The sequence below is a fragment of the Ruegeria atlantica genome, assembly GCF_001458195.1.
GTDB classification, from domain to species: Bacteria; Pseudomonadota; Alphaproteobacteria; order Rhodobacterales; family Rhodobacteraceae; genus Ruegeria; species Ruegeria atlantica.
Map to the genome: position 1 here is coordinate 640,338 of NZ_CYPU01000039.1, position 20,222 is coordinate 660,559.

Consider the following 20,222-nt stretch of genomic DNA (forward strand, 5'->3'; position numbering starts at 1 on the left):
TTGATAACCTTAACCGGCGGCGCGCTTTTTGCGGTCGCGGCGCAAGTTGGTCAATTCTTCTGCAACCAGGAATGCCAGTTCCAAGGACTGCGACGCGTTCAAGCGTGGGTCGCACGCTGTGTGGTAGCGGTCCGACAGGTCCTCTTCGGTCACCGCGCGCACACCCCCGGTGCATTCGGTGACGTCCAAACCGGTCATCTCGAAATGCACACCGCCGGGAACCGTACCCTCGGCCTGATGAACGCCAAAGAAGTCGCGCACTTCGCGCAGGACCGAGTCGAACGGACGGGTTTTGTACCCGGTTGCCGATTTGATCGTGTTGCCATGCATTGGGTCGCAGACCCAGGTCACCATGGCGCCCTCTTCCTTAACCGCCTTGACCAGACGCGGCAGGTGTTCACCTGCCTTGCCTGCGCCAAACCGTGCGATCAGGGTCAGGCGACCCTCTTCGTTTTCCGGATTCAGCTTGGCCATCAGAACCTTGAGGTCCTCGGCTGTCGTGGTCGGGCCACATTTCAGACCAATCGGGTTCAATACACCGCTGCAGAATTCGACATGCGCACCGTCTGGCTGACGCGTACGGTCGCCAATCCAGATCATGTGACCGGACCCAGCCAACCAGTTGCCAGAAGTCGAATCGAGACGGGTCAGAGCCTCTTCGTATTCCAGCAGCAAGCTTTCGTGGCTGGTGTAAAACTCCACGGTTGAGAACTCATGCGTAGTGTCCGCTGTGATTCCGGCGGCATCCATGAAGTCGATCGTGTCTTGAATACGGTCTGCAATTTCCGAGTATTTCTGAACATCCTGTTCATCCGTGAAGCCCAATGTCCACGAATGCACCATGCTCATATCGGCGAATCCGCCGGTCGAGAATGCACGCAACAGGTTCAAGGTTGCGGCAGCCTGAGTGTAGGCCTGCAGCATCTTGCTGGGATTCGGGATGCGGGCTTCGGGCGTGAAAGCCAGCTCGTTGATGATGTCACCGCGGTAGCTAGGCAACTCAACACCGTCCAAAACCTCGGTCGGCGCACTGCGCGGCTTGGCAAACTGGCCCGCCATGCGGCCCACTTTGACCACCGGCACCTTTGCACCATAGGTCAGCACCATCGCCATCTGCAGCATCACCTTGAAGGTGTCACGAATTGCATCCGCGCTGAATTGTTCAAAGCTTTCAGCACAATCCCCGCCCTGTAACAGGAAAGCCTCGCCGCGACCGGCGGCACCCAGATGTTGCTTGAGACGCCGTGCTTCGCCAGCAAAGACCAGCGGGGGATACTGAGAAAGCTGAGCCTCGACTTTGGCCAGCGCGGCCGCATCGATATAGTCTGGCATCTGAACCCGGGGCTTGTTGCGCCAGTTCGTTTTTTGCCATTCGGTCATAGCTTTGATCTCCGCTGAAGTAGTCAGGTCGTCTCTATACAAAATGCATTGAAGAGTGACCATATACGATTTGCGCCTCTTGACGGGGGAAACAAGCTTTGATCATGGTGGCTGGCAACAACGACGCCGGACGCGACGTAACAACGCGCCGAATCAAGGACACCAAGCCATGCAAGAGCAACGCCAAGTTGTCACAGTGGAAGGCGCTGAGGCCAATCCTCGGCATTTCGTGTTTGTCCTTTTGGACAAGTTTTCCCTGCTGTCTTTTGCCTCGGCGCTGGACAGCCTGCGGATTGCCAACCGCATGGTAGACAAAGAACTCTACACGTGGACCCTTGCTGGTGAAGGTGGTGATACGGTCAGCTGTTCTGCCGGGACTACCTTTAACGTTGAAACCGACTTGGTCGAACTGCAACGCGATGACGTGGTCCTGATCTGCGGCGGCGTCGACGTGCAACTGGCGACAACAAAGAAAGTGCTGAACTGGGTCCGCCGCGAAGCGCGGCGCGGATTGCGCATCGGCGGTCTGTGTACAGCAGCCTTTACGTTGGCCAAGGCCGGATTGCTGGACGGCAAACGCGCCACAATCCACTGGGAGAATTCTGACAGTTTTATCGAAGAGTTCGACGAAGTTGAGCTGACCAAATCGGTTTTCCAGATCGATGGTAACCGGATGACGACCGCGGGCGGCACGTCCTCAATCGACCTGATGCTCAAGATCATTGCCGATGATTATGGTGAGGATCTGGCGAATGCCGTAGCGGATCAGATGATCTATTCCTCGATCCGCACCGATCAGGACACACAGCGCCTGTCGACCCCGACCCGGATTGGTGTACGCCACCCCAAGCTAAGCCAGGTCATCCTGATGATGGAAAAGAACATCGAAGAGCCGATCTCACCCTCGATTTTGGCCAAGGATGTCGGCATGTCCACGCGCCAGCTGGAACGCCTGTTCCGGCGCTACCTCAGCCGCTCGCCCAAGCGATACTATATGGAGTTGCGCCTGCATAAAGCCCGCAATCTGCTGATGCAGACGGACATGAGCGTGATCAACGTGGCTTTGGCTTGCGGGTTTGCCTCACCCAGCCATTTCTCAAAATGCTACCGGGCGCATTATAACACCACGCCTTACCGTGAGCGTGGTGCTCAAAGCGGGCGGCTTTCGGTCTGATCCGCGCCTATTTGGGGGTCATGCGATAGATGGCTCCCTGTCCCACCGAAATGAACCAGATCGCGCCATCCGGGGCTTCGACAATGTCGCGAACGCGCTCGGTTTCCGGCCCTTTGATCTGTTCGACCTCGCGCAGCGGTGTTCCTTCAAGGCGCGAGATGTAGTCAGACTTAAGCGACCCGACAAAGATATCGCCCCGCCACTCTGGCCATAGCTTGCCGGAATAGACCAGCAAACCGGACGGTGCGATGGACGGATCCCAGTAGTATTCAGGCTGTTCCATACCGGGTTTCGAAGTGCCCTCACCGATCTTCTGCCCCGAATAATGGACGCCATAGGATATCACCGGCCAGCCGTAATTCCGCCCCGGTTGGATCAGGTTCACTTCATCCCCGCCCCGCGCACCATGCTCTGAAATCCACAAGCGTCCTTGCCTGTCCAACCCAGCGCCCTGCGGGTTGCGATGACCAAATGACCAAATCTCAGGTCGAATACCGGCTTGCCCGACAAAAGGGTTGTCAGCAGGTACCGAACCATCCCGATTGATACGAATGACGGTCCCCATGTGGTTTGACCTGTCCTGCGCTGACGGACGGTCTCCGCGATCGCCTATTGTCACGAACAGCGTTCCGTCCTGTGCCTCGACCACACGCGAACCAAAGTGTCGGCCGGTCGAACCTCCGGGTACCGCTTCGAAAATGATCCGCACGTTGTCCAAACGGCCCCCGTTTTCCGACAGGCGCGCCACGGCCACCGCTGTTCCCGCCCCGCCACTTTGCGGTTTGGAGAAGGTGAGGAACACCTCGCGAGACTGTGCAAAATCCCGTGCCACGGTGATATCGAGCAACCCTCCCTGCCCGTTCGCAGCCACCTTGGGCACCCCAGCAATGCGTTTGCCCTCGCCTTGCGAGACAAACAAAAGCTCGCCGTCCCGTTCGGTCACCAATGTACCGCCGCCGGGCAATAACCCGATGGCCCAAGGAGCATCCAGCCCGGTAACCATCGCCGTGACCTGAACCGTCCCGGCAGAGGTTTGAAGGGTAACGGCGGTGATGGGGCCAGCAAAAATTGACAGGACCAGAATCGCGGCAGCCCTAAACATGAGAATCTCCAACTCTGGTAAAATGTGACAAGCTCATCAAAACAAATAGGTTTGTTGTTGGCAAAAACACATTTGCGTTAGGACTTTTCTTTTCCAGACAGCTTGCCTAGGGTCTTGCCCAGAACGAATACGTTCCAATAAGGGAGTAACCATATGAAAAAGCTGCTTACTGCAACCGCAGCAACCGCTCTGCTGGCTGGTCCGGCACTGGCCGAAGACGTCACTTTGGGCGTCCTCTTCGGCTTTACCGGCCCGATTGAATCGCTTGCACCTGCAATGGGTTCCGGCGCTGAAATGGCGATGGCCGAAGTCACCGAATCCGGCAAACTGCTGGACGGCTCAAAGGTCACCGCGTCGCGCGCTGACACCGGTTGTATCGACAACGGTCTGGCGACCTCGAACGGCGAACGTATGATCGCGGACGGCGTTGCCGGTATTGTCGGCGGCGACTGCTCGGGTGTGACCGGCGCGATCCTGCAAAACGTTGCGATCCCGAACGGCATGGTCATGATCTCGCCGTCGGCGACATCGCCGGGTCTGTCGACCATGGAAGACAATGGTCTGTTCTTCCGCACCGCCCCGTCGGATGCACGTGAAGGCGAAGTGATGGCTGACATCCTGAAGGATCGCGGCATCAACTCGATCGCCCTGACCTACACCAACAACGACTACGGCAAGGGTCTGGCAGACGCGATCCAATCCTCGTTCGAAGCAGCCGGTGGTGAAGTTACCATCGTTGCCGCGCACGAAGACGGCAAGGCTGACTACTCGGCTGAAGTTGGTGCTCTGGCATCGGCTGGTGGCGATATTCTGGTTGTCGCAGGCTATCTGGACCAGGGCGGTCTGGGCATCATCCAGTCCTCGCTGGACAGCGGTGCGTTCGAAACATTCGGTCTGCCGGGCGGCATGATCGGTGACTCGCTGCCTTCCAACGTCGGTCCCGACCTGAACGGCTCGTTTGGTCAGATCGCCGGTTCGGGCGGTGAAGGTGCTGAAAAGTACTTTGCGATGGCCGAGGCCGCAGGCTTTGACGGTTCGTCGCCCTATTCGCCTGAATCCTATGACGCTGCCGCACTGTTCATGCTGGCCATGCAGGCGGCAGGTTCCACTAACCCGGCTGAATACGGTGCCAAGATCTTGGATGTCGCCAACGCCCCGGGTGAGAAGATCTATCCGGGTGAACTGGCCAAAGGTCTGGAGCTTCTCGCCGCTGGTCAGGACATCGACTATGTCGGCGCGTCGGGTGTTGAGCTGATCGGCCCCGGTGAAAGCGCGGGGTCTTATCGCGAGATCGAAGTAACCGACGGCGAAAACAAGACCGTCAACTTCCGTTGAACCGGTCTTAAACGTCATAAAATCAAGCAGCCCGGGCCTTGTGTCCGGGCTGTTTCAATGAAAAAAGGCCGCACCTCACCTTTTGGGGTCGAGGAAGCAGAAACACCGACAAGGGTGGCTAGGGGAAAAGATGATCGTCGTCGAGGACGTGCACAAGCATTTCGGCGGGTTTCACGCGGTGGATGGGGCGTCGCTGGAAATCCAAAAAGGTTCGATCACAGGCCTGATCGGGCCGAACGGGGCGGGAAAGACCACCCTTTTCAACGTGATCGCGGGCGTTCTGCCTCCGACAAGCGGCAGAGTGTTCATGGACGGCGAAGAGATCACCGGCCTGCCTCCGCATGACTTGTTTCACAAGGGTCTGCTGCGCACCTTCCAGATCGCGCACGAGTTCTCTTCGATGTCCTGCCGCGAGAATCTTATGATGGTGCCCGGCACGCAATCAGGTGAATCCCTGTGGAACACCTGGTTTGGTCGCAAGCGCATCGCCGAAGAAGAACGAGCCCTGAAGGCCAAGGCCGATGAGGTGCTTGAGTTTCTGACTATCGAACATCTGGCCGACCACAAGGCGGGTCAGGTCTCTGGCGGGCAAAAGAAGCTGCTGGAACTCGGCCGCACCATGATGGTCGACGCCAAGATCGTGTTTCTGGACGAGGTCGGCGCAGGCGTGAACCGCACCCTGTTGATGACCATCGCCGACACAATCCTGCGTCTAAACAAGGAACGCGGCTATACTTTCGTCGTCATCGAGCACGACATGGATTTTATCGGCAAGATCTGTGACCCGGTCATCTGTATGGCCGAGGGCAAGGTTCTGGCTGAGGGTACACTGGACGAGATCAAGGCCAATGAGCACGTGATCGAAGCCTATCTGGGGACCGGCCTCAAGAACAAAGACAAGCTGGAGGCCCAAACATGACTGCGGGTGCAGGCGATAATCCCTATCAGGACGATCACGGCAACAAAGACGCCTCGATCACCAATACCCGCGGCGTTGGCACTATGACGCCCGCGCATGCGAAAAGCGGTCCCGTTTCCAAGGTTGAAGGCGGTCCCTTTCTGATCGGCGACACCATGACCGGCGGTTACGGCAAAGGGCCGGACATCCTGCACGATTGCACCATCGCCGTCGACAAGGGTGAGATCGCAGTCATCGTTGGACCCAACGGTGCCGGAAAGTCGACCGCCATGAAGGCCGTGTTTGGGATGCTGGATGTGCGTGCGGGCTCTGTCCGGCTGGATGGGGAAGATATCACCAACCTCACCCCGCAGGACCGCGTAATCCGCGGTATGGGGTTTGTGCCGCAAACCTCCAACATCTTCACGTCAATGACGGTTGAAGAAAACCTTGAGATGGGCGCGTTCATCCGTCGCGACGACATCAGTCAGACGATGGAGCAGGTCTATGACCTCTTCCCCATCCTGCGTGACAAACGCAACCAGCCGGCTGGAGAGCTGTCGGGCGGCCAACGCCAGCAGGTTGCCGTCGGCCGCGCGCTGATGACCCAGCCTAAGGTGCTGATGCTGGACGAACCAACCGCAGGTGTATCGCCCATCGTGATGGACGAGCTGTTCGACCGGATCATCGAGGTTTCCCGCACTGGTTTGCCAATCCTGATGGTGGAGCAGAATGCTCGTCAGGCCCTGGAGATTGCCGACAAGGGTTACGTTCTGGTTCAAGGTCGAAATGCTTATACCGGTACAGGCAAGGAACTGTTGGCCGATCCTGAGGTGCGAAAGAGTTTCTTGGGTGGGTGAGTTGAAGGCCGTGGCGACGCTCGCGTTTACCGCAATTGGCAGTACAGCGCTTTCAACTCCCTGCGCCTTGCAAGAAACCTGCGCGTATGTGGAGGACTGCGAGGGCGCTGAACTCACGCTCGAACTTTTGGGTACTCCACCAGAGCTTGTTCAAAGCAATTTTGGTGACTTTTCTGTGGATCAGATAGCAAGGGCAGGCGAAATCACTTCGAAAATCCGTTTATCAAATGGACAAGAGTGGACCGCCACCGCGAAAAACGACTTGCTGACCGCATCTCGGACACAGGACGACAAACACATAAACATGTATGTGACGAAAACCTCAGACAGCGAAATGGCCGTGACACTGTTCACGGTGCCAATGCGCTATGTCGATTATGCGAAAATCGGCAAGGCAAGACGTGCATTCTCCGGAAAATGTGAGCAGGAGTTTTAAGGGAATTCCTCAGCGCCTTTGTGGCGCTCTCCAACGTTATCCTAATTCCCGAAATTCCCCTACCATCCCAAGATTTTCACGCGTCGGCTGCAATCCCGTCACATTGTGCGTTTAGCGCCGGGCTTTGTGAAGGAAACGGTTTCCCGGTCAACCAAAGTTAGTTCCGTGAAATCAAGCGAACCTTCTGAATGAAAAACTCTATTCAGGACCCATAAATGAAAAAATGGATGTGTGTGGCCGTCGCCACCTTGTTCGCAACCGCGGCAACGGCGGAAGAGCGCCACTTTGTCTGCGTCTCAGACCGCGAAGGCAGCGAAGTGCGCCTCAACAGGGCACCGGAGGGAGATAAGGGCAACATCGAAACTGCGAACATTTCCGGCGACGCCATGGTGCTTAAAGGCGTTGGCAACATGACGTTTGTCTATATCGAAGGCGAAGATGTCATGACCTTTGTCGTCCACTATGACGACATGTCTTATGATCTTTCAGTCAAAGGCCCACATGCCGGCACCGATCACGGGACATGTAAAGAAGTCTAAGTGCTCTCTCAGAGAGCCCCGAAACAAATCGGGGCTATCGAGGTTAATATCTCAAGAAATATCAAGAGGATGTGAGCACATGCTCACTCCTCTTTTTTTCCGAATGATATTGTCTAGGTCAGATGAGGGCGTCGCGGATCTCCGTTCGCTCTTCATTCTCAACCACCCGCATTCCAGCAGAAACCCCAATCTGGAAGGCAGAGCAAACCACCAAGGGACACCATGAAAAATCTGACTGCACTGACACTTGCCCTTCTCGCCCCCTCATTTGGTTTGGCAGCTGGTTCCGGACCGCTAGACGGCGCTGATTTTGTCGTGACCTGCGTCTCGGACACCGATGGTAGTAGCGTTACTCTGGCCCGTTCGGGTGCGACTGATACCGGCTTCATCGTAACGGACACAATTCGGGGTGAGGCCAAGATTCTCTCAGGTGTTAACTCGCTGACGTTTCTCCACATCATGGACAAAGACGTGGTCACTTTTGTAGTCGATTTCGACGACCTAAACTATGACATGTCCATCAAGGGGCAGCACACTGCAAACGACCGTGGCATTTGCGATGACCCCGTAAGCTGACAAAGCGATAACTCTCTCACATTCCGGTCCTTTCAGCCCAAAAAAGGGAGCGCAAATTGTTGTGTCTGACATAAGCGTCGTGCCATAAAGCCGCACCCGGACAGTGAGAAGAAATGATGGACTTACTAAACGCGCTTGTTGCGCTTTCGAACTTTGTGATCGTGCCTGCGGTTGCTTACGGCAGCCAGTTGGCTCTGGGGGCGCTGGGGGTCACGCTTATCTACGGCATCCTGCGGTTTTCGAATTTTGCCCATGGCGACACGATGGCCTTTGGCGCGATGATTGCCGTGCTGGTCACCTGGGGCCTGCAAGCCGTCGGAGTGAGTTTCGGACCGCTACCCACCGCACTGTTGGCCCTGCCCTTCGCGATCTTGGGCTGCATCGTTCTGGTTCTGATAACCGACCGGCTGGTCTATCGGTTTTATCGAGAACAAAGGGCCAAACCGGTGATCCTTGTGATCGTTTCTATGGGCGTCATGTTCATCATGAACGGACTTGTTCGCTTTATCATCGGACCGGATGATCAAAGGTTCTCGGACGGTGCGCGATTTATCATATCCGCCCGTGATTTTAAGTCGATGACCGGATTGCGTGAGGGGCTTGCGATCAAGACCTCTCAGGGCATCACTCTGGTAGTTGCCGTTGTCGCGGTGGCGTTGCTGTTCTGGTTTCTCAACAAGACCCGCACGGGCAAATCGATGCGGGCCTATTCCGACAACGAGGATCTGGCGCTGCTTTCAGGTATTAACCCCGAGCGCGTTGTGATGATCACCTGGATTATCGTGGCAGCATTGGCGACCACCGCTGGTGTTCTCTATGGGTTGGATAAAAGCTTTAAACCGTTTGTCTATTTCCAACTTCTGCTGCCGATCTTCGCCTCGGCCATTGTCGGCGGTCTTGGCAACCCGCTGGGCGCCATCGCGGGCGGGTTCATTATCGCATTTTCCGAGGTGACCGTTACCTATGCCTGGAAAAAGGTACTGACTTACGTCGCGCCTGAAAGCCTGGCGCCATCAGGATTGGTGCAATTCCTGTCCACCGATTACAAATTTGCCGTCAGCTTTGCCATCCTGCTGATCGTGCTTCTGTTCAAGCCTACCGGCCTGTTTAAGGGGAAAGCGGTATGACCGAGTCCGTCAAAAACACGCTGCTTTTCATTGTCGTTGGCGGTTTGATCCTGCTGACCGGTTTCACACAAAGCTGGAACGCCGCAATCCTGATCCTGAACATGGGGTTGATCTCGGCCATCTTGGCGATTGGGGTGAACCTGCAATGGGGATTTGCCGGCCTCTTTAACGTCGGCGTCATGGGCTTTGTCGCACTGGGTGGTCTGGCTGTTGTGTTGGTATCGACCCCGCCGACCCCCGGAGCATGGTCCTCGGGTGGTTATGGTATTATTCTGGCGTTGCTTTTGGGGGCAGCAACCGTTGTGGCGGCTGTTCTGGTGGCGACTCGGATGCCCAGGGGACGTGCCCAAACCTTGACGACTATTGCCATTCTCCTTGTTGGGTTCTTTGTCTACCGCGCGGTATTCGATCCAAGCGTTGCAGGGGTCGAGGCAATCGAACCCGCAGTTGCCGGCAACCTCGGCGGTTTGAACCTGCCGGTCCTTGTGGCCTGGCCTGCGGGCGGATTACTGGCTGCTGGTGCGGCGTGGCTGATCGGAAAGACGGCGCTTGGATTGCGCTCTGACTATCTGGCGATCGCGACGCTGGGCATTGCCGAGATCATCATTGCGATCATGAAGAACGAAGACTGGTTGGCCCGGGGTGTCAAGAACGTCTACGGCATCCCGCGCCCTTCCCCCGTGGTGGGTTACGAGGTCGATCTGCAGAACGATCCCAGCTTTGTCGCGCGCGCCGATTGGTTCGGGTTGGACCCCGTCATCGCGTCGACGCTGTCGGTCAAACTGGGCTATTCGCTGCTGTTCATGATCGTTCTGCTTGCTTTGCTGTGGATGGCCCAAATGGCGTTGAAAAGCCCGTGGGGCCGCATGATGCGCGCCATCCGCGACAATGAGGTCGCGGCAGAGGCTATGGGCAAGGATGTCACCCGCCGCCACCTGCAGATCTTCGTGCTCGGCTCGGCCATCTGCGGCATCGCTGGTGCGATGATGACAACTCTGGACGGGCAACTTACGCCGGGCACATACAATCCGCTGCGGTTTACGTTCCTTGTCTGGGTGATGGTCATCGTGGGCGGTTCGGGCAACAATTTCGGTGCCGTTCTGGGCGCATTCCTGATCTGGTTCCTATGGGTTCAGGTCGAACCGATGGGATTGTGGTTCATGAACCTGATCACATCCAGCATGCCGGATGGCAGCGCGCTGAAATCTCATTTGATCGACAGCGCCGCGCATATGCGGCTGTTCACGATGGGCCTTATCCTGCTGATTGTTCTCAGGTTCAGCCCAAGGGGTTTGATTCCGGAAAAGTAAGGCCACAATCCATCAATTCTTGAAACCGCGCCAACTGTCTGGTGCGGTTTCTTGATTTTATACGTTATACGGATTAGACGAATCCCAGTACCGCCTTGATCCAGCCCTCTTTTTGGCCAGTATTTACGCTAAATTGATGCTTGGCCCGCGATCATTCGGGAAACCTACGAGTTTAAAAAGAGTGCACATGAATACTTCCTTCACTAAAATAGCCCTTATCGTCCCGCTGTTCGCCATGCTGGCTGGATGTATCCCGTCGCCGGAAGAATTGGAAACGGCCCCGGTAAAGGTGCAGACACCTAAGGGTGAAGTTACTTGCCAACTATATCGTCCAGACCGTGTGATCTGGGATCGGGCGACCAACTTCCCGGCCACCAAAATGTCGGTCTCCGAAGCGGACGCCTATTGTAAACAAGAAGGCCAGCGCCGCCTGAAGTAAAATACGTGCGCCGGGCAGAAGGTTCCTGCCCGGCAATACCCTTATCTGGCTTTGAACAAACCGCCCAGAATGCCGCGCACAATGCGGCGTCCGGTTGTTCCTTTTAGTTCCTTTATCACGGCCTCGCTCATAGCGGTTGCGAACGTGTCTTTCTTGCGCATCACGCGAGAGGATGACCGCCCAACCCGGCTACCGGAATAGCGTCTTGCTGTCGCAAATTCACGCTCGGCCGTGGATTGGGTTTCCAACTGTTCCTCGGCCTCGGCCGCAGCTTGCGCTGCTGAATCTGCGCGGGACTGAAGGATTTCAAAAGCCGATTTCCGGTCCTTTAACTGCCCGTATTTCACGTTCATCGCTGAGGCATCGATCAGCGCCTTCCGCTCGGCCTTGGTGATTGGTCCCAGTTGCGATCCGGGTGGGCGGATCAGAGTGCGTTCGACGATCCCTGGCACGCCTTTTTTCTGAAGCATCGAGGTCACGGCCTCACCGACACCAACTTCACGGATCGCCTCTTCTGTATCGAAAGCCGGGTTTCCACGATAGGTTTCTGCCGCAAGCCGCAGGTTTTTTCGATCCCGCGCCGTGAATGCGCGCAAAGCATGCTGCACCCGGTTACCAAGTTGTCCCAGAATGTCTTCCGGAACGTCCGCCGGATTCTGCGAGATGAAGTAAACACCCACCCCTTTGGAGCGAATGAGGCGTGCAACCTGCTCGACCTTGTCCACCAGAACCTTGGGCGCATCATCGAACAGCAAATGCGCCTCGTCGAAGAAGAACACCAATTTGGGTTTGTCCGGGTCGCCAACTTCGGGCAGTTCCTCAAACAGCTCGCTCAGCAGCCACAGCAGGAATGTTGCATACAGACGCGGTGACCCCATTAACTTGTCAGCGGCAAGGATGTTCACGACGCCCTGCCCGTTTTCATCCACGCGCATCAGATCGGCCAATTCCAGCGCGGGTTCACCAAACAGTTTGGTGCCGCCCTGGTTTTCCAGCACCAGCAGGCGGCGTTGAATGGCTCCGATCGAAGCAGTTGAGACATTGCCATAGCGCAAAGACAACTGAGCCCTATTTTCCCCAATCCAGACCAACAAGGACTGAAGGTCTTTGAGGTCTAGTAGCGGTAAGCCCTCTTCGTCTGCCACCCGGAACGCGATGTTCAGAATGCCCTCTTGTGCTTCGCTCAGATCCATCAGGCGCGACAGCAGCAGAGGTCCCATCTCGGTTACTGTTGTACGAACGGGATGTCCCTGTTGCCCGAACAGATCCCAGAACGTAACCGGGCACGCGCCATACGCATAGTCGGCAAAGCCGATCCGCTGGGCGCGATCCTGAAACGCCTGGTGAAGCTTGTGGCCTTCGCTCCCCGCCTTGGCCAGACCGGACAGGTCCCCTTTGACGTCAGACAGGAATACCGGAACACCGGCTTGGGAAAACCCCTCGGCCAGAATTTGCAGTGTCACCGTTTTACCTGTTCCCGTCGCCCCCGCGATCATGCCGTGACGGTTGGCATACTTCAGCGTCAGCGACTGTGGCTGGCTGTAGTCGTTGCCACCGCCGCCCAAGAATATGTTTTGGTCCATGAATGTAAGGCCTTATTTCCACCGATCTGCGGCCAGCATACAAAGTTAACCTTTAACTGCGAAAGTCTAATTGCTGCCCACGTCGCTAAGGTTACGGGGCGGCATATTTCCTCCCTGTCGACTGACTGCGCCTTCGGGCGCGGTTTTTTTCACAAATCATGGCCGTTAGATTAAAATTTCAGGTTTTCAGTTGACCAATGCCCCTGCCTTTCGTAACGTCTGCGCATAAATAAGTCGGCCAGTCCGACGGGGAGAAAATTATTAGAAGGGAGCCGCTCCACCGGCTCCCTTCGTTCTTTTCTGTAGTAGCGTTACCTTTCCGAAAACCCGGCAAAAAACCGTTCACATGTTGAAATGACCCACCTTAGCCCCTGACAGTGTTGGACAAGGGTGATAGACGAGTGAAAAAGTCCAACATAAGACCGAGGCAATCATGATCAAGAACACCCTTTCAGTCAGCCTGGTGACCGCTTCTTTGTGGTGCGGAGCCGCATACGCTCAGGAAACGACGCAGGAAGCCGAACAGCAACCCCAGACCTCGCAAACTCAGATCGGCGACGATCTGGACCTGGGTGAATCCGGTCCGCGTAACGGCGAACAATACGTCAAGGAAGAAAAAGGCGACTGGGCGATCCTGTGCATCAAGACCGATGCCGACGAAGATCCCTGCGCGATGCGTCAGATCCTGACTGGCGAGCAAGGCCAGCCGATCGCGGAAATCACTCTGGAAAAACTGCCCGAAGGCGTGGCCGCGGTTGCCGGAGCAACTGTGGTTGTCCCGCTAGAAACGATGCTACAGGCGCAGCTGGCGCTTTCGATCGATGGTGCTCCGGGCAAGCGCTACGACTATCACCACTGTAACCCCGTTGGCTGTGTCGCTCAGATGGGCTTTACCGAAGGCGACGTGGACGCAATGAAGGTTGGAACCAAAGCGACCTTGTCGCTTGTGTCAGTTCTCGCACCAAACCAACTGCTGCAACTGGAAGTTTCGCTGTCAGGCTTTACAGCAGGTTTTGAAGGCCTGAAAGTTCTGCAGAACTGAGGTTTCGCGAAGCTAAAAACGCCGCCGGGTTTTACCGGCGGCGTCTTTGTTTGAAATCAGCATTTATATGCGTTTTAAGGCAATTACCGCATTCAGCCCGCCAAATGCAAAGGCGTTACTCAGTGCTACGTCCACTTTCGCCTCGCGGGCTTCGTTTGGCACGACATCCAGCGCGCATTCGGGGTCCGGCTCTTCATAGCCGATGGTCGGAGCGATCACCCCATCCCGCAGTGCCATGATACAGGCCAGCAGTTCGACCGCGCCGGTGCCACCGATAAGGTGGCCGTGCATCGACTTGGTCGAAGATATCATCAGTTCGTCCGCATGAGGACCAAAGACACCGGCCACGGCAGCGCATTCCGTTTTATCATTGGCCGCGGTGCCGGTTCCATGCGCGTTGATATATCCAACACTGTCCGCGCTTAACCCTGCATCCGCAAGCGCGCCCGACATGGCACGCGCAGCGCCCTGTTTGCTGGGCATGACTATGTCCGACGCATCTGACGACATCGCAAAACCCACGACCTCACACAGGATATCAGCCCCACGGGTGCGGGCGTGCTCGTATTCTTCGAACACGAAGACACCTGCGCCTTCGCCTTGCACCATGCCATTGCGATTCGCGCTGAAAGGGCGGCAGGCGTCCTTGGACATGACACGCAGCCCTTCCCAGGCTTTGACACCACCAAAACACAACATCGACTCTGACCCACCGGTCAGCATCGCTGGAGCAGCACCGCTGCGTACCATCTGGAACGCCAGCGCCATTGCGTGGTTGGACGAGGCACAGGCCGTCGACACCGTAAAGCTGGGACCCTTAAGGTTATGCTCCATCGAAACGTGACTGGCCGCCGCATTGTTCATCAGCTTGGGAACGACAAACGGATGCACCCGGTTTTTGCCATCCTCATAAACGGAACGGTAGTTGTCATCCCAGGTCGAAACGCCGCCGCCAGCGGTTCCCAACACAACGCCCGAGCGGGCGGCAATATCTCCGTGGAATTCGATTCCGGATTGTTCAATCGCTTCTTTGGCCGCTGTCAGAGTGAATTGTGTGAACCGGTCATACAGGGTCATTTGCTGGCGGTTAAACCGCCCCTCGGCCTCGAACCCGCGGACCTGACCGCCGATTTGAATGGCCAGTCTTTCAACATCGCGAAATTCAAGCGCAGAGATACCGCAGCGCCCTTCGCGCATAGCCTCTAACGTATCAGGCACCGAATGGCCCAGTGAATTGATTGTACCGGCCCCGGTGATAACGACGCGTTTCATAGGATTATGTCAGACCTTTTCCGACACCAGCTTTTGGATGCCGGTAATGATGGCCGCGACGTTCGAGATGTCAAAGTCGCTGGCGCTCGGCTCGTTTGCGTTGAACGGAATCGAGATATCGAACTCTTCCTCGATGGCAAAAATGCTCTCGACCAGTCCAAGGCTGTCGATACCCAGATCTTCGAGCGTGCTTTCGGGTGTCACATCCGACGGCTCCAGCACGGCCTGCTCTGCAATGATTGCGATGACGCGGTCGCTGATGCTCATGTCGATCCTCTAATTATCATGTTGTGGTTGATTTAATCGCTTGGAGGCTGTTTGGAAACAGCCTTTTTCAGCGCCTCAACGTCACGTGCTAATCTCGGCAGCCGGCGCTGTGCTTTGTAAATGTCTGTATGCGTTTCCATTTTGACGGCTGGATAGCCCATAACCACACGCCCATTGGGCACGTTGGACAAGATTTTTGAGCCCCCGCCCGCAATCACACCATCGCCGACAAAGATGTTGTCCGACACTCCGGTTTGTCCGCCCAAAACAACGTTATTTCCAATTTCGGCTGATCCGGACACACCGCTTTGCCCACATAGCAGGCAATCCTGTCCTACACGTGTATTGTGCCCGATATGAACCTGGTTATCTAGCTTTGAGCCATCGCCGATGCGGGTGTTCCTGATGGTTCCATTGTCAATGGTGCAATTCGCACCGACTTCGACATCATCGCCAATCTCGACGGCACCCAAAGAATGAATGCGGAGCCAGCTCTGCGCCCGGGCTTCACCCTGATCGCCCATGGATTTGCGGGCGTTTTCCACGCCTGATACCTCGGGCGTCACAAAGCTGAAACCGTCACTGCCGATCCTAGCGCCGGGTTGCACAATGAAACGATCACCGATCTGAGCCCTTGCTCCGATACTCACCATCTCGCGCAGAAACGCGTCGTCGCCCAGAACGGCATCCAGACCGATCACGCAATGTGGACCGATGACCGCATTCTTACCGATACACGCACCGGCACCAACAACCGCCAATGGGCCGATCGAGGCACCCTCGCCTATCTCCGCCGTTGGGTCGATTACGGCAGAGGGGTGAATGCCCGGCTGCACTCCTTGCCCGCGGTCCAGCATTGCCGTGATACCCGCCATCGCCATGCGTGGACGCGGCACAAAAATCGCGGCCTCCAGCCCCAGAGCCTGCCAATCCGCACCTTCCCACAAAACGGCGGCGCGGGCGGCACCCGTGCTAAGCGCGTCCGCGTATTTCGGCGACATCGCCATTGCCAGGTCAGACGGCCGGGCATCGACCGGTTCTGCGGCGCGCTCTATAATAAGGCCAAGTTCACCCTGACAGTCCGCGCCCAAGGCTTCGGCGATTTGCTGAATAGTGTACTGCATGACGGGCTTCCCGAGTTAAGGACCTGCCCCGGTGATTACCCCTGAACGTCCGGCAGGGCTACCCCTGCTTTCTGCAGAGCGTCCCAGATTTTCCGGTCCCGGTCATAGACATCGCGGCGGTACTGAACCTCACCTTTCGGACCGACATAGGCGGTGCGATAGATCAGATGTACCGGAACATGCTGTTCCAGCGGGACAGTCGTTTCCTTGCCGGACGCCAATATACGGTGGAAAAACGCCTTTGGGTCCTCTTCCTGTTTGGCCAAAAGTGCATAGGCAAACTCGAAGGGTTGCGCCAACCGGATACACCCGTGCGAGAACGCTCGCGTCTCACGTGCAAACAGAGATTTCTGAGGCGTATCATGCAGATAGATGTTGTGCTTATTGGGAAACATGAACTTTACCAACCCCAGCGCGTTGCTTTTGCTGGGGGGCTGACGCATGGCAAACGGGAAGTTTCTTGTGTTGAACTGGGTGAAGTCAACCGCGCCCCGATTAACCAGACGACCGCTGCGATCCGTGATCTGGATGTGGCCAACGGCGTTCGGATTTGACTGCAGTTTTGGCAGATATTCCTTGGTGATGATCGAGCGCGGCACATACCAACTGGGGTTGATGACCATATGCTCCATCTCGTCCGAAAACTCCGGGCTGCGACGGTCATGCACGTTCTTGCCAATCACGGCGCGGGTCTCAAAGGTAATCCGGCCATCGTCCACGATCTTGGCCGAAAAGTCGGCCTGGTTGACCAGAATGTGCCGCTCACCCCGTTCACGCGGCAACCAGCGTTCGCGTTCCAGTGCAACATAAACGGCCTTCAAACGCTCGGACGCAGTACGGTTAAGCTCGGTGATCGTGCCCTCACCGGCGACACCATCGGTGGCCAGACCGTGCGCCTGCTGGAAGTCTTTGACAGCAGCTAGCATTGCCTCATCGAATTTCGGGCTTGCGGTCGGGCTTAGATACCCCATTGCAATCAGACGGTTACGAACCTTAATTACATTAGATCCGGTATCGCCATATTCCAACTTACCCACAGGCACACCAGCACCCCAACCGCCTTGGTTGACCAATGCCTCAAGCGCGATCTTCTGTTTCATCAACGCGCGGTATTGGGTAGATTGCGGTGCAAGCAGATCGAAATACGCGTCACCCTCCGCAGTAAGTAGGCCCTGCAAATGGTCATTGGCCGACCGACGCGACACTGTGCGGACCAGCCCATCGTCAATCTGCGCAGGACGCAATGCGCCTGAAAACAGATCACTTGCATAGCTGACAAACGCCTTGCTTAATTCGATTTCAACCGCACCCAAATCCCGCAGCGATCTGGCGTCCTGCATTTTTGATAAGATCGATTGAACGTCAAAGCCCCCTTCGGGCAAGCCATGCAGGTTTGTGGAAGATAACGCCTTTATCAACCGCGCTCTGCGCGCTTCATGCTCAGGCGTGTCGCCCACCCATATTGGGGCAAAGGCGTTGGTACGATAGAACTCTGCCAGACCTGAACCTGCAGGAGCAAACTCGGCCACAGCCATTTGAAATGCCGTTCCGGGTGCAGACTGGGCACTTGCCACAGAGGCAGACGCCGTAATGCAAGCGGCGAAGATAAGACTTTTAGGCAACCGATAAAGTGCTCGCATGGGATGACCTTGATTATTCAATACTTTGCGCGTTCTGAGGCGCGTTCCGAATGAATATGGTTTTCAGCTGGACGTTTTGTCCATTCACAAATACATCAATCCAAAGCATCCATCCGAGCCTGATGCGCGTTTGCATCGGCTGCGTTGCGCCAACGCCTAATTGCTTCAATACTATACCGATTTGCATCACCTGCGCAAAAATTCGCCGAAAATTCCCCCTTGAAAAGATGAATGTGAAAGATTTCTTGGCTGGCATTTCGTACTGTGTCATAAATCCCGCATCTCGGATGGGAAAAAATCAAGATCGCGCGCGTAACATCGTGCGCAGGCAGGAACAGTACGGGACGAAACGAAATGACCACGAGCAGTACATCGGGCTTGACCCGGCGTGCCCTATTGCGCGCACTCGCTGCAACAGCAGTTGTAGCAGCACCGACTTATTCCAATGCAGCAGGTTTTTTGCGCGGTGGCGGCGATATTCGCCGTATCCGTATGTATTCGGGCCGCACGGGCGAACGGCTTGATATGATATATTGGGTTGACGGAAAATACATCAAGGACGCTGTGAAAGAAGTGAACCACTTCATGCGCGACTGGCGTACTGATCAGGCCAAATCCATGGATTTGCGCACCATCGACATCATGGCAGCCTCTCATAATCTTCTGGACGTGAATGAGCCCTACACTCTTTTGTCCGGCTACCGCTCCCCCCAAACCAATGCAATGCTGCGGTCTCGTTCGCGCCGTGTGGCCAAGAACTCGCTACACATGAAAGGCCAGGCTGCAGACTTGCGCCTGTCCTCCCGTTCCGTATCCCAGATGGCCAAAGCAGCTATGTCCTGCCGCGCTGGCGGTGTCGGCAAGTACCACCGCTCGAACTTCGTCCATATGGATTGCGGCGAGGTTCGCAGCTGGGGCGGCTAAAAGACACCCAAACTGTTTCTTAACGACGAGCGCCCTTGGGCGCTCTTTGTTCCTTTCAGACGTCAAGTACATTTCATTTCGCGGCGAGCGAGACATCAAAGAATCTGAACAACCACCGCACGTGATTCTGTTTTCCATTGTAGTACCACTACCACCTGTCTGCTGTTGATTCTTGTTTGATTTCTTCAATCTGCAGGGAAGAAACTTTGTTCACTAACTTTCGAACCGTCCATCAGCGACGAGTTCGAGGCAATATTGACAGTTCAATATCTGATTAGAAATGGCGCACCTGAGATGGCTCTTGTGCGAATCCAACCTCCCCTTAAACCTTTATTTTATTGGATAATCCGGCCGCTAGTGGGTTGTGAAGTGGTACAGCGAGTGTCAAGGCGTGGGAAAGAAACCTTGAGCGCTAATGACCGAAGTGTTTTGGGCAATACGTTGGCGATCTCTGCGCCATGCCTCGCAACTGCAACCATTCCATTTTGGAGGAGCGCAAGGATTGAAAGCAGGGCTTCGCCCCTGTCGCAAACTTTTTCACGCTACCACCAGTAGTTCCGTAAGGCTGTTGGTGGAGAGGAAATACCTGGGCGTGGTCTACGCCATGGCGCTTAAAAACTTCAGCCTTTTCAGTGGCATCTTTCTTGTTCGAATGCGGCAAACCTACACATCTATCTCCTGCCCCCAAAACCAATAACCACGTTAGATTTCCCCGCGGAAAAGTGTCCTGCAAGCTGCCGTAGTCAATTGCCGTGGCTTTTATTGGAATAATGACGGTGCTTCCTCCCCATGGGTCAACCGGGCGTTCTAACAAGGTTCGTGTGAAACCGCCGAATGAAGTAGAATATTCCCAAGTCTTCCAAAGTGTTTTCACCATCGCTATTTCTAGGCAAAATTATAATGAATGCGCACCTGCTTCACGGAAAGCCTCACACCCGAAACTACTGCTGCGACCGTGATGTCAGGCTGCAGACGACATTCAAAAAAACTAGTGTTGTGAATTAGGTTTCTTAAAAGACGCCAGCTCCGCTGTTCCAGTAAGCGGTTTTTGCGAAGCTGGCAAAGTCCCTACGGCAACGGGATGCTGGCCGCAGGAGGGGTTCACATAAGGACTATGCTTCTGAAGTGGAGCACAAGACGACCCATACCAATAGAGGCGCATATGTATATGAGACTATACTTTAGTATCGCTAA

21 protein-coding genes are annotated in these 20,222 nt (G+C 55.8%); 12 read left to right on the forward strand and 9 right to left on the reverse strand.

The annotated features are described in order from the left end of the window. Window positions 1-9: 9 nt before the first annotated feature. A complete protein-coding gene (locus RUA4292_RS13070) occupies window positions 10-1,380 on the reverse strand; it encodes a class II 3-deoxy-7-phosphoheptulonate synthase (protein WP_058277946.1) in 1,371 nt (456 codons plus the stop codon). 169 nt (window positions 1,381-1,549) lie between these two features. On the opposite strand from RUA4292_RS13070, the gene RUA4292_RS13075 reads away from it, so the two are divergent. Then, window positions 1,550-2,554 (forward strand): GlxA family transcriptional regulator, encoded by a 1,005-nt coding sequence (locus RUA4292_RS13075; protein WP_058277947.1) that lies wholly within the window; start codon window positions 1,550-1,552, stop codon window positions 2,552-2,554. Window positions 2,555-2,561: 7 nt separating this feature from the next. Here the strand turns inward: RUA4292_RS13075 and RUA4292_RS13080 are convergent, their stop codons facing one another. After that, complete coding sequence (locus RUA4292_RS13080) at window positions 2,562-3,656, reverse strand: PQQ-dependent sugar dehydrogenase (RefSeq protein WP_058277948.1); 1,095 nt, start codon at window positions 3,654-3,656, stop codon at window positions 2,562-2,564. Window positions 3,657-3,809: 153 nt separating this feature from the next. On the opposite strand from RUA4292_RS13080, the gene RUA4292_RS13085 reads away from it, so the two are divergent. From RUA4292_RS13085 to RUA4292_RS13125, 9 genes are all read left to right on the forward strand, one after another. Further along, entirely contained in the window at window positions 3,810-4,991 is a 1,182-nt protein-coding gene (locus RUA4292_RS13085) for an ABC transporter substrate-binding protein (protein ID WP_058277949.1), read from the forward strand. A 130-nt stretch (window positions 4,992-5,121) separates the two neighbouring features. Next, a complete protein-coding gene (locus RUA4292_RS13090; RefSeq protein WP_058277950.1) occupies window positions 5,122-5,910 on the forward strand; it encodes an ABC transporter ATP-binding protein in 789 nt (262 codons plus the stop codon). After that, on the forward strand, window positions 5,907-6,749 hold the full coding sequence (locus tag RUA4292_RS13095) for an ABC transporter ATP-binding protein (protein ID WP_082637092.1): 843 nt from the start codon (window positions 5,907-5,909) through the stop codon (window positions 6,747-6,749). Before RUA4292_RS13090 ends, RUA4292_RS13095 begins: the two co-directional genes overlap by 4 nt. After that, entirely contained in the window at window positions 6,742-7,185 is a 444-nt protein-coding gene (locus RUA4292_RS13100) for a hypothetical protein (protein WP_058277951.1), read from the forward strand. The genes RUA4292_RS13095 and RUA4292_RS13100 overlap by 8 nt, the downstream gene beginning before the upstream one ends. 215 nt (window positions 7,186-7,400) lie before the next feature. Then, on the forward strand, window positions 7,401-7,724 hold the full coding sequence (locus tag RUA4292_RS13105; protein ID WP_058277952.1) for a hypothetical protein: 324 nt from the start codon (window positions 7,401-7,403) through the stop codon (window positions 7,722-7,724). Window positions 7,725-7,946: 222 nt separating this feature from the next. Continuing rightward, window positions 7,947-8,300, forward strand: a complete 354-nt coding sequence (locus RUA4292_RS13110; protein WP_058271610.1) for a hypothetical protein — start codon at window positions 7,947-7,949, stop codon at window positions 8,298-8,300. 116 nt (window positions 8,301-8,416) lie between these two features. Beyond that, entirely contained in the window at window positions 8,417-9,427 is a 1,011-nt protein-coding gene (locus tag RUA4292_RS13115) for a branched-chain amino acid ABC transporter permease (RefSeq protein WP_058277953.1), read from the forward strand. Then, entirely contained in the window at window positions 9,424-10,737 is a 1,314-nt protein-coding gene (locus tag RUA4292_RS13120) for a branched-chain amino acid ABC transporter permease (protein ID WP_058277954.1), read from the forward strand. Before RUA4292_RS13115 ends, RUA4292_RS13120 begins: the two co-directional genes overlap by 4 nt. A gap of 187 nt (window positions 10,738-10,924) precedes the next feature. After that, window positions 10,925-11,176 carry a hypothetical protein gene (locus RUA4292_RS13125; protein WP_058277955.1) on the forward strand — a complete coding sequence of 84 codons (252 nt, stop codon included), beginning with the start codon at window positions 10,925-10,927 and terminating at the stop codon, window positions 11,174-11,176. A 41-nt stretch (window positions 11,177-11,217) separates the two neighbouring features. Here RUA4292_RS13125 and RUA4292_RS13130 read toward each other — a convergent pair whose 3' ends face one another. Beyond that, on the reverse strand, window positions 11,218-12,759 hold the full coding sequence (locus RUA4292_RS13130) for a helicase HerA-like domain-containing protein (RefSeq protein ID WP_058277956.1): 1,542 nt from the start codon (window positions 12,757-12,759) through the stop codon (window positions 11,218-11,220). Between the two features lie 433 nt (window positions 12,760-13,192). Here RUA4292_RS13130 and RUA4292_RS13135 point away from each other — a divergent pair, with 433 nt between their 5' ends. Then, on the forward strand, window positions 13,193-13,801 hold the full coding sequence (locus tag RUA4292_RS13135) for an invasion associated locus B family protein (protein WP_058277957.1): 609 nt from the start codon (window positions 13,193-13,195) through the stop codon (window positions 13,799-13,801). 63 nt (window positions 13,802-13,864) lie between these two features. Here the strand turns inward: RUA4292_RS13135 and RUA4292_RS13140 are convergent, their stop codons facing one another. Genes RUA4292_RS13140 through RUA4292_RS13160 form a run of 5 tightly spaced genes read right to left on the reverse strand, consistent with a single transcriptional unit; the run spans window position 13,865 to window position 18,375 of the window. Then, window positions 13,865-15,073 (reverse strand): beta-ketoacyl-[acyl-carrier-protein] synthase family protein, encoded by a 1,209-nt coding sequence (locus RUA4292_RS13140; RefSeq protein ID WP_058277958.1) that lies wholly within the window; start codon window positions 15,071-15,073, stop codon window positions 13,865-13,867. A 9-nt stretch (window positions 15,074-15,082) separates the two neighbouring features. Further along, window positions 15,083-15,340: an acyl carrier protein gene (locus RUA4292_RS13145; RefSeq protein WP_058271604.1), complete on the reverse strand. Its 258-nt coding sequence runs from the start codon at window positions 15,338-15,340 to the stop codon at window positions 15,083-15,085. A gap of 32 nt (window positions 15,341-15,372) precedes the next feature. Continuing rightward, entirely contained in the window at window positions 15,373-16,464 is a 1,092-nt protein-coding gene (gene lpxD, locus RUA4292_RS13150; protein WP_058277959.1) for a UDP-3-O-(3-hydroxymyristoyl)glucosamine N-acyltransferase, read from the reverse strand. Window positions 16,465-16,499: 35 nt separating this feature from the next. Further along, window positions 16,500-18,104, reverse strand: coding sequence for a L,D-transpeptidase family protein (locus RUA4292_RS13155; protein WP_058277960.1), 1,605 nt, complete (start codon window positions 18,102-18,104; stop codon window positions 16,500-16,502). Window positions 18,105-18,117: 13 nt separating this feature from the next. Further along, a complete protein-coding gene (locus tag RUA4292_RS13160; RefSeq protein WP_058277961.1) occupies window positions 18,118-18,375 on the reverse strand; it encodes a hypothetical protein in 258 nt (85 codons plus the stop codon). An 83-nt stretch (window positions 18,376-18,458) separates the two neighbouring features. Between RUA4292_RS13160 and mepK the strand changes: the two genes are divergently transcribed. Next, window positions 18,459-19,028, forward strand: a complete 570-nt coding sequence (gene mepK, locus RUA4292_RS13165; RefSeq protein ID WP_058277962.1) for a peptidoglycan L,D-endopeptidase MepK — start codon at window positions 18,459-18,461, stop codon at window positions 19,026-19,028. Window positions 19,029-19,440: 412 nt separating this feature from the next. Here mepK and RUA4292_RS24490 read toward each other — a convergent pair whose 3' ends face one another. Continuing rightward, complete coding sequence (locus tag RUA4292_RS24490; RefSeq protein WP_145974949.1) at window positions 19,441-19,905, reverse strand: hypothetical protein; 465 nt, start codon at window positions 19,903-19,905, stop codon at window positions 19,441-19,443. Between the last annotated feature and the right edge of the window lie 317 nt (window positions 19,906-20,222).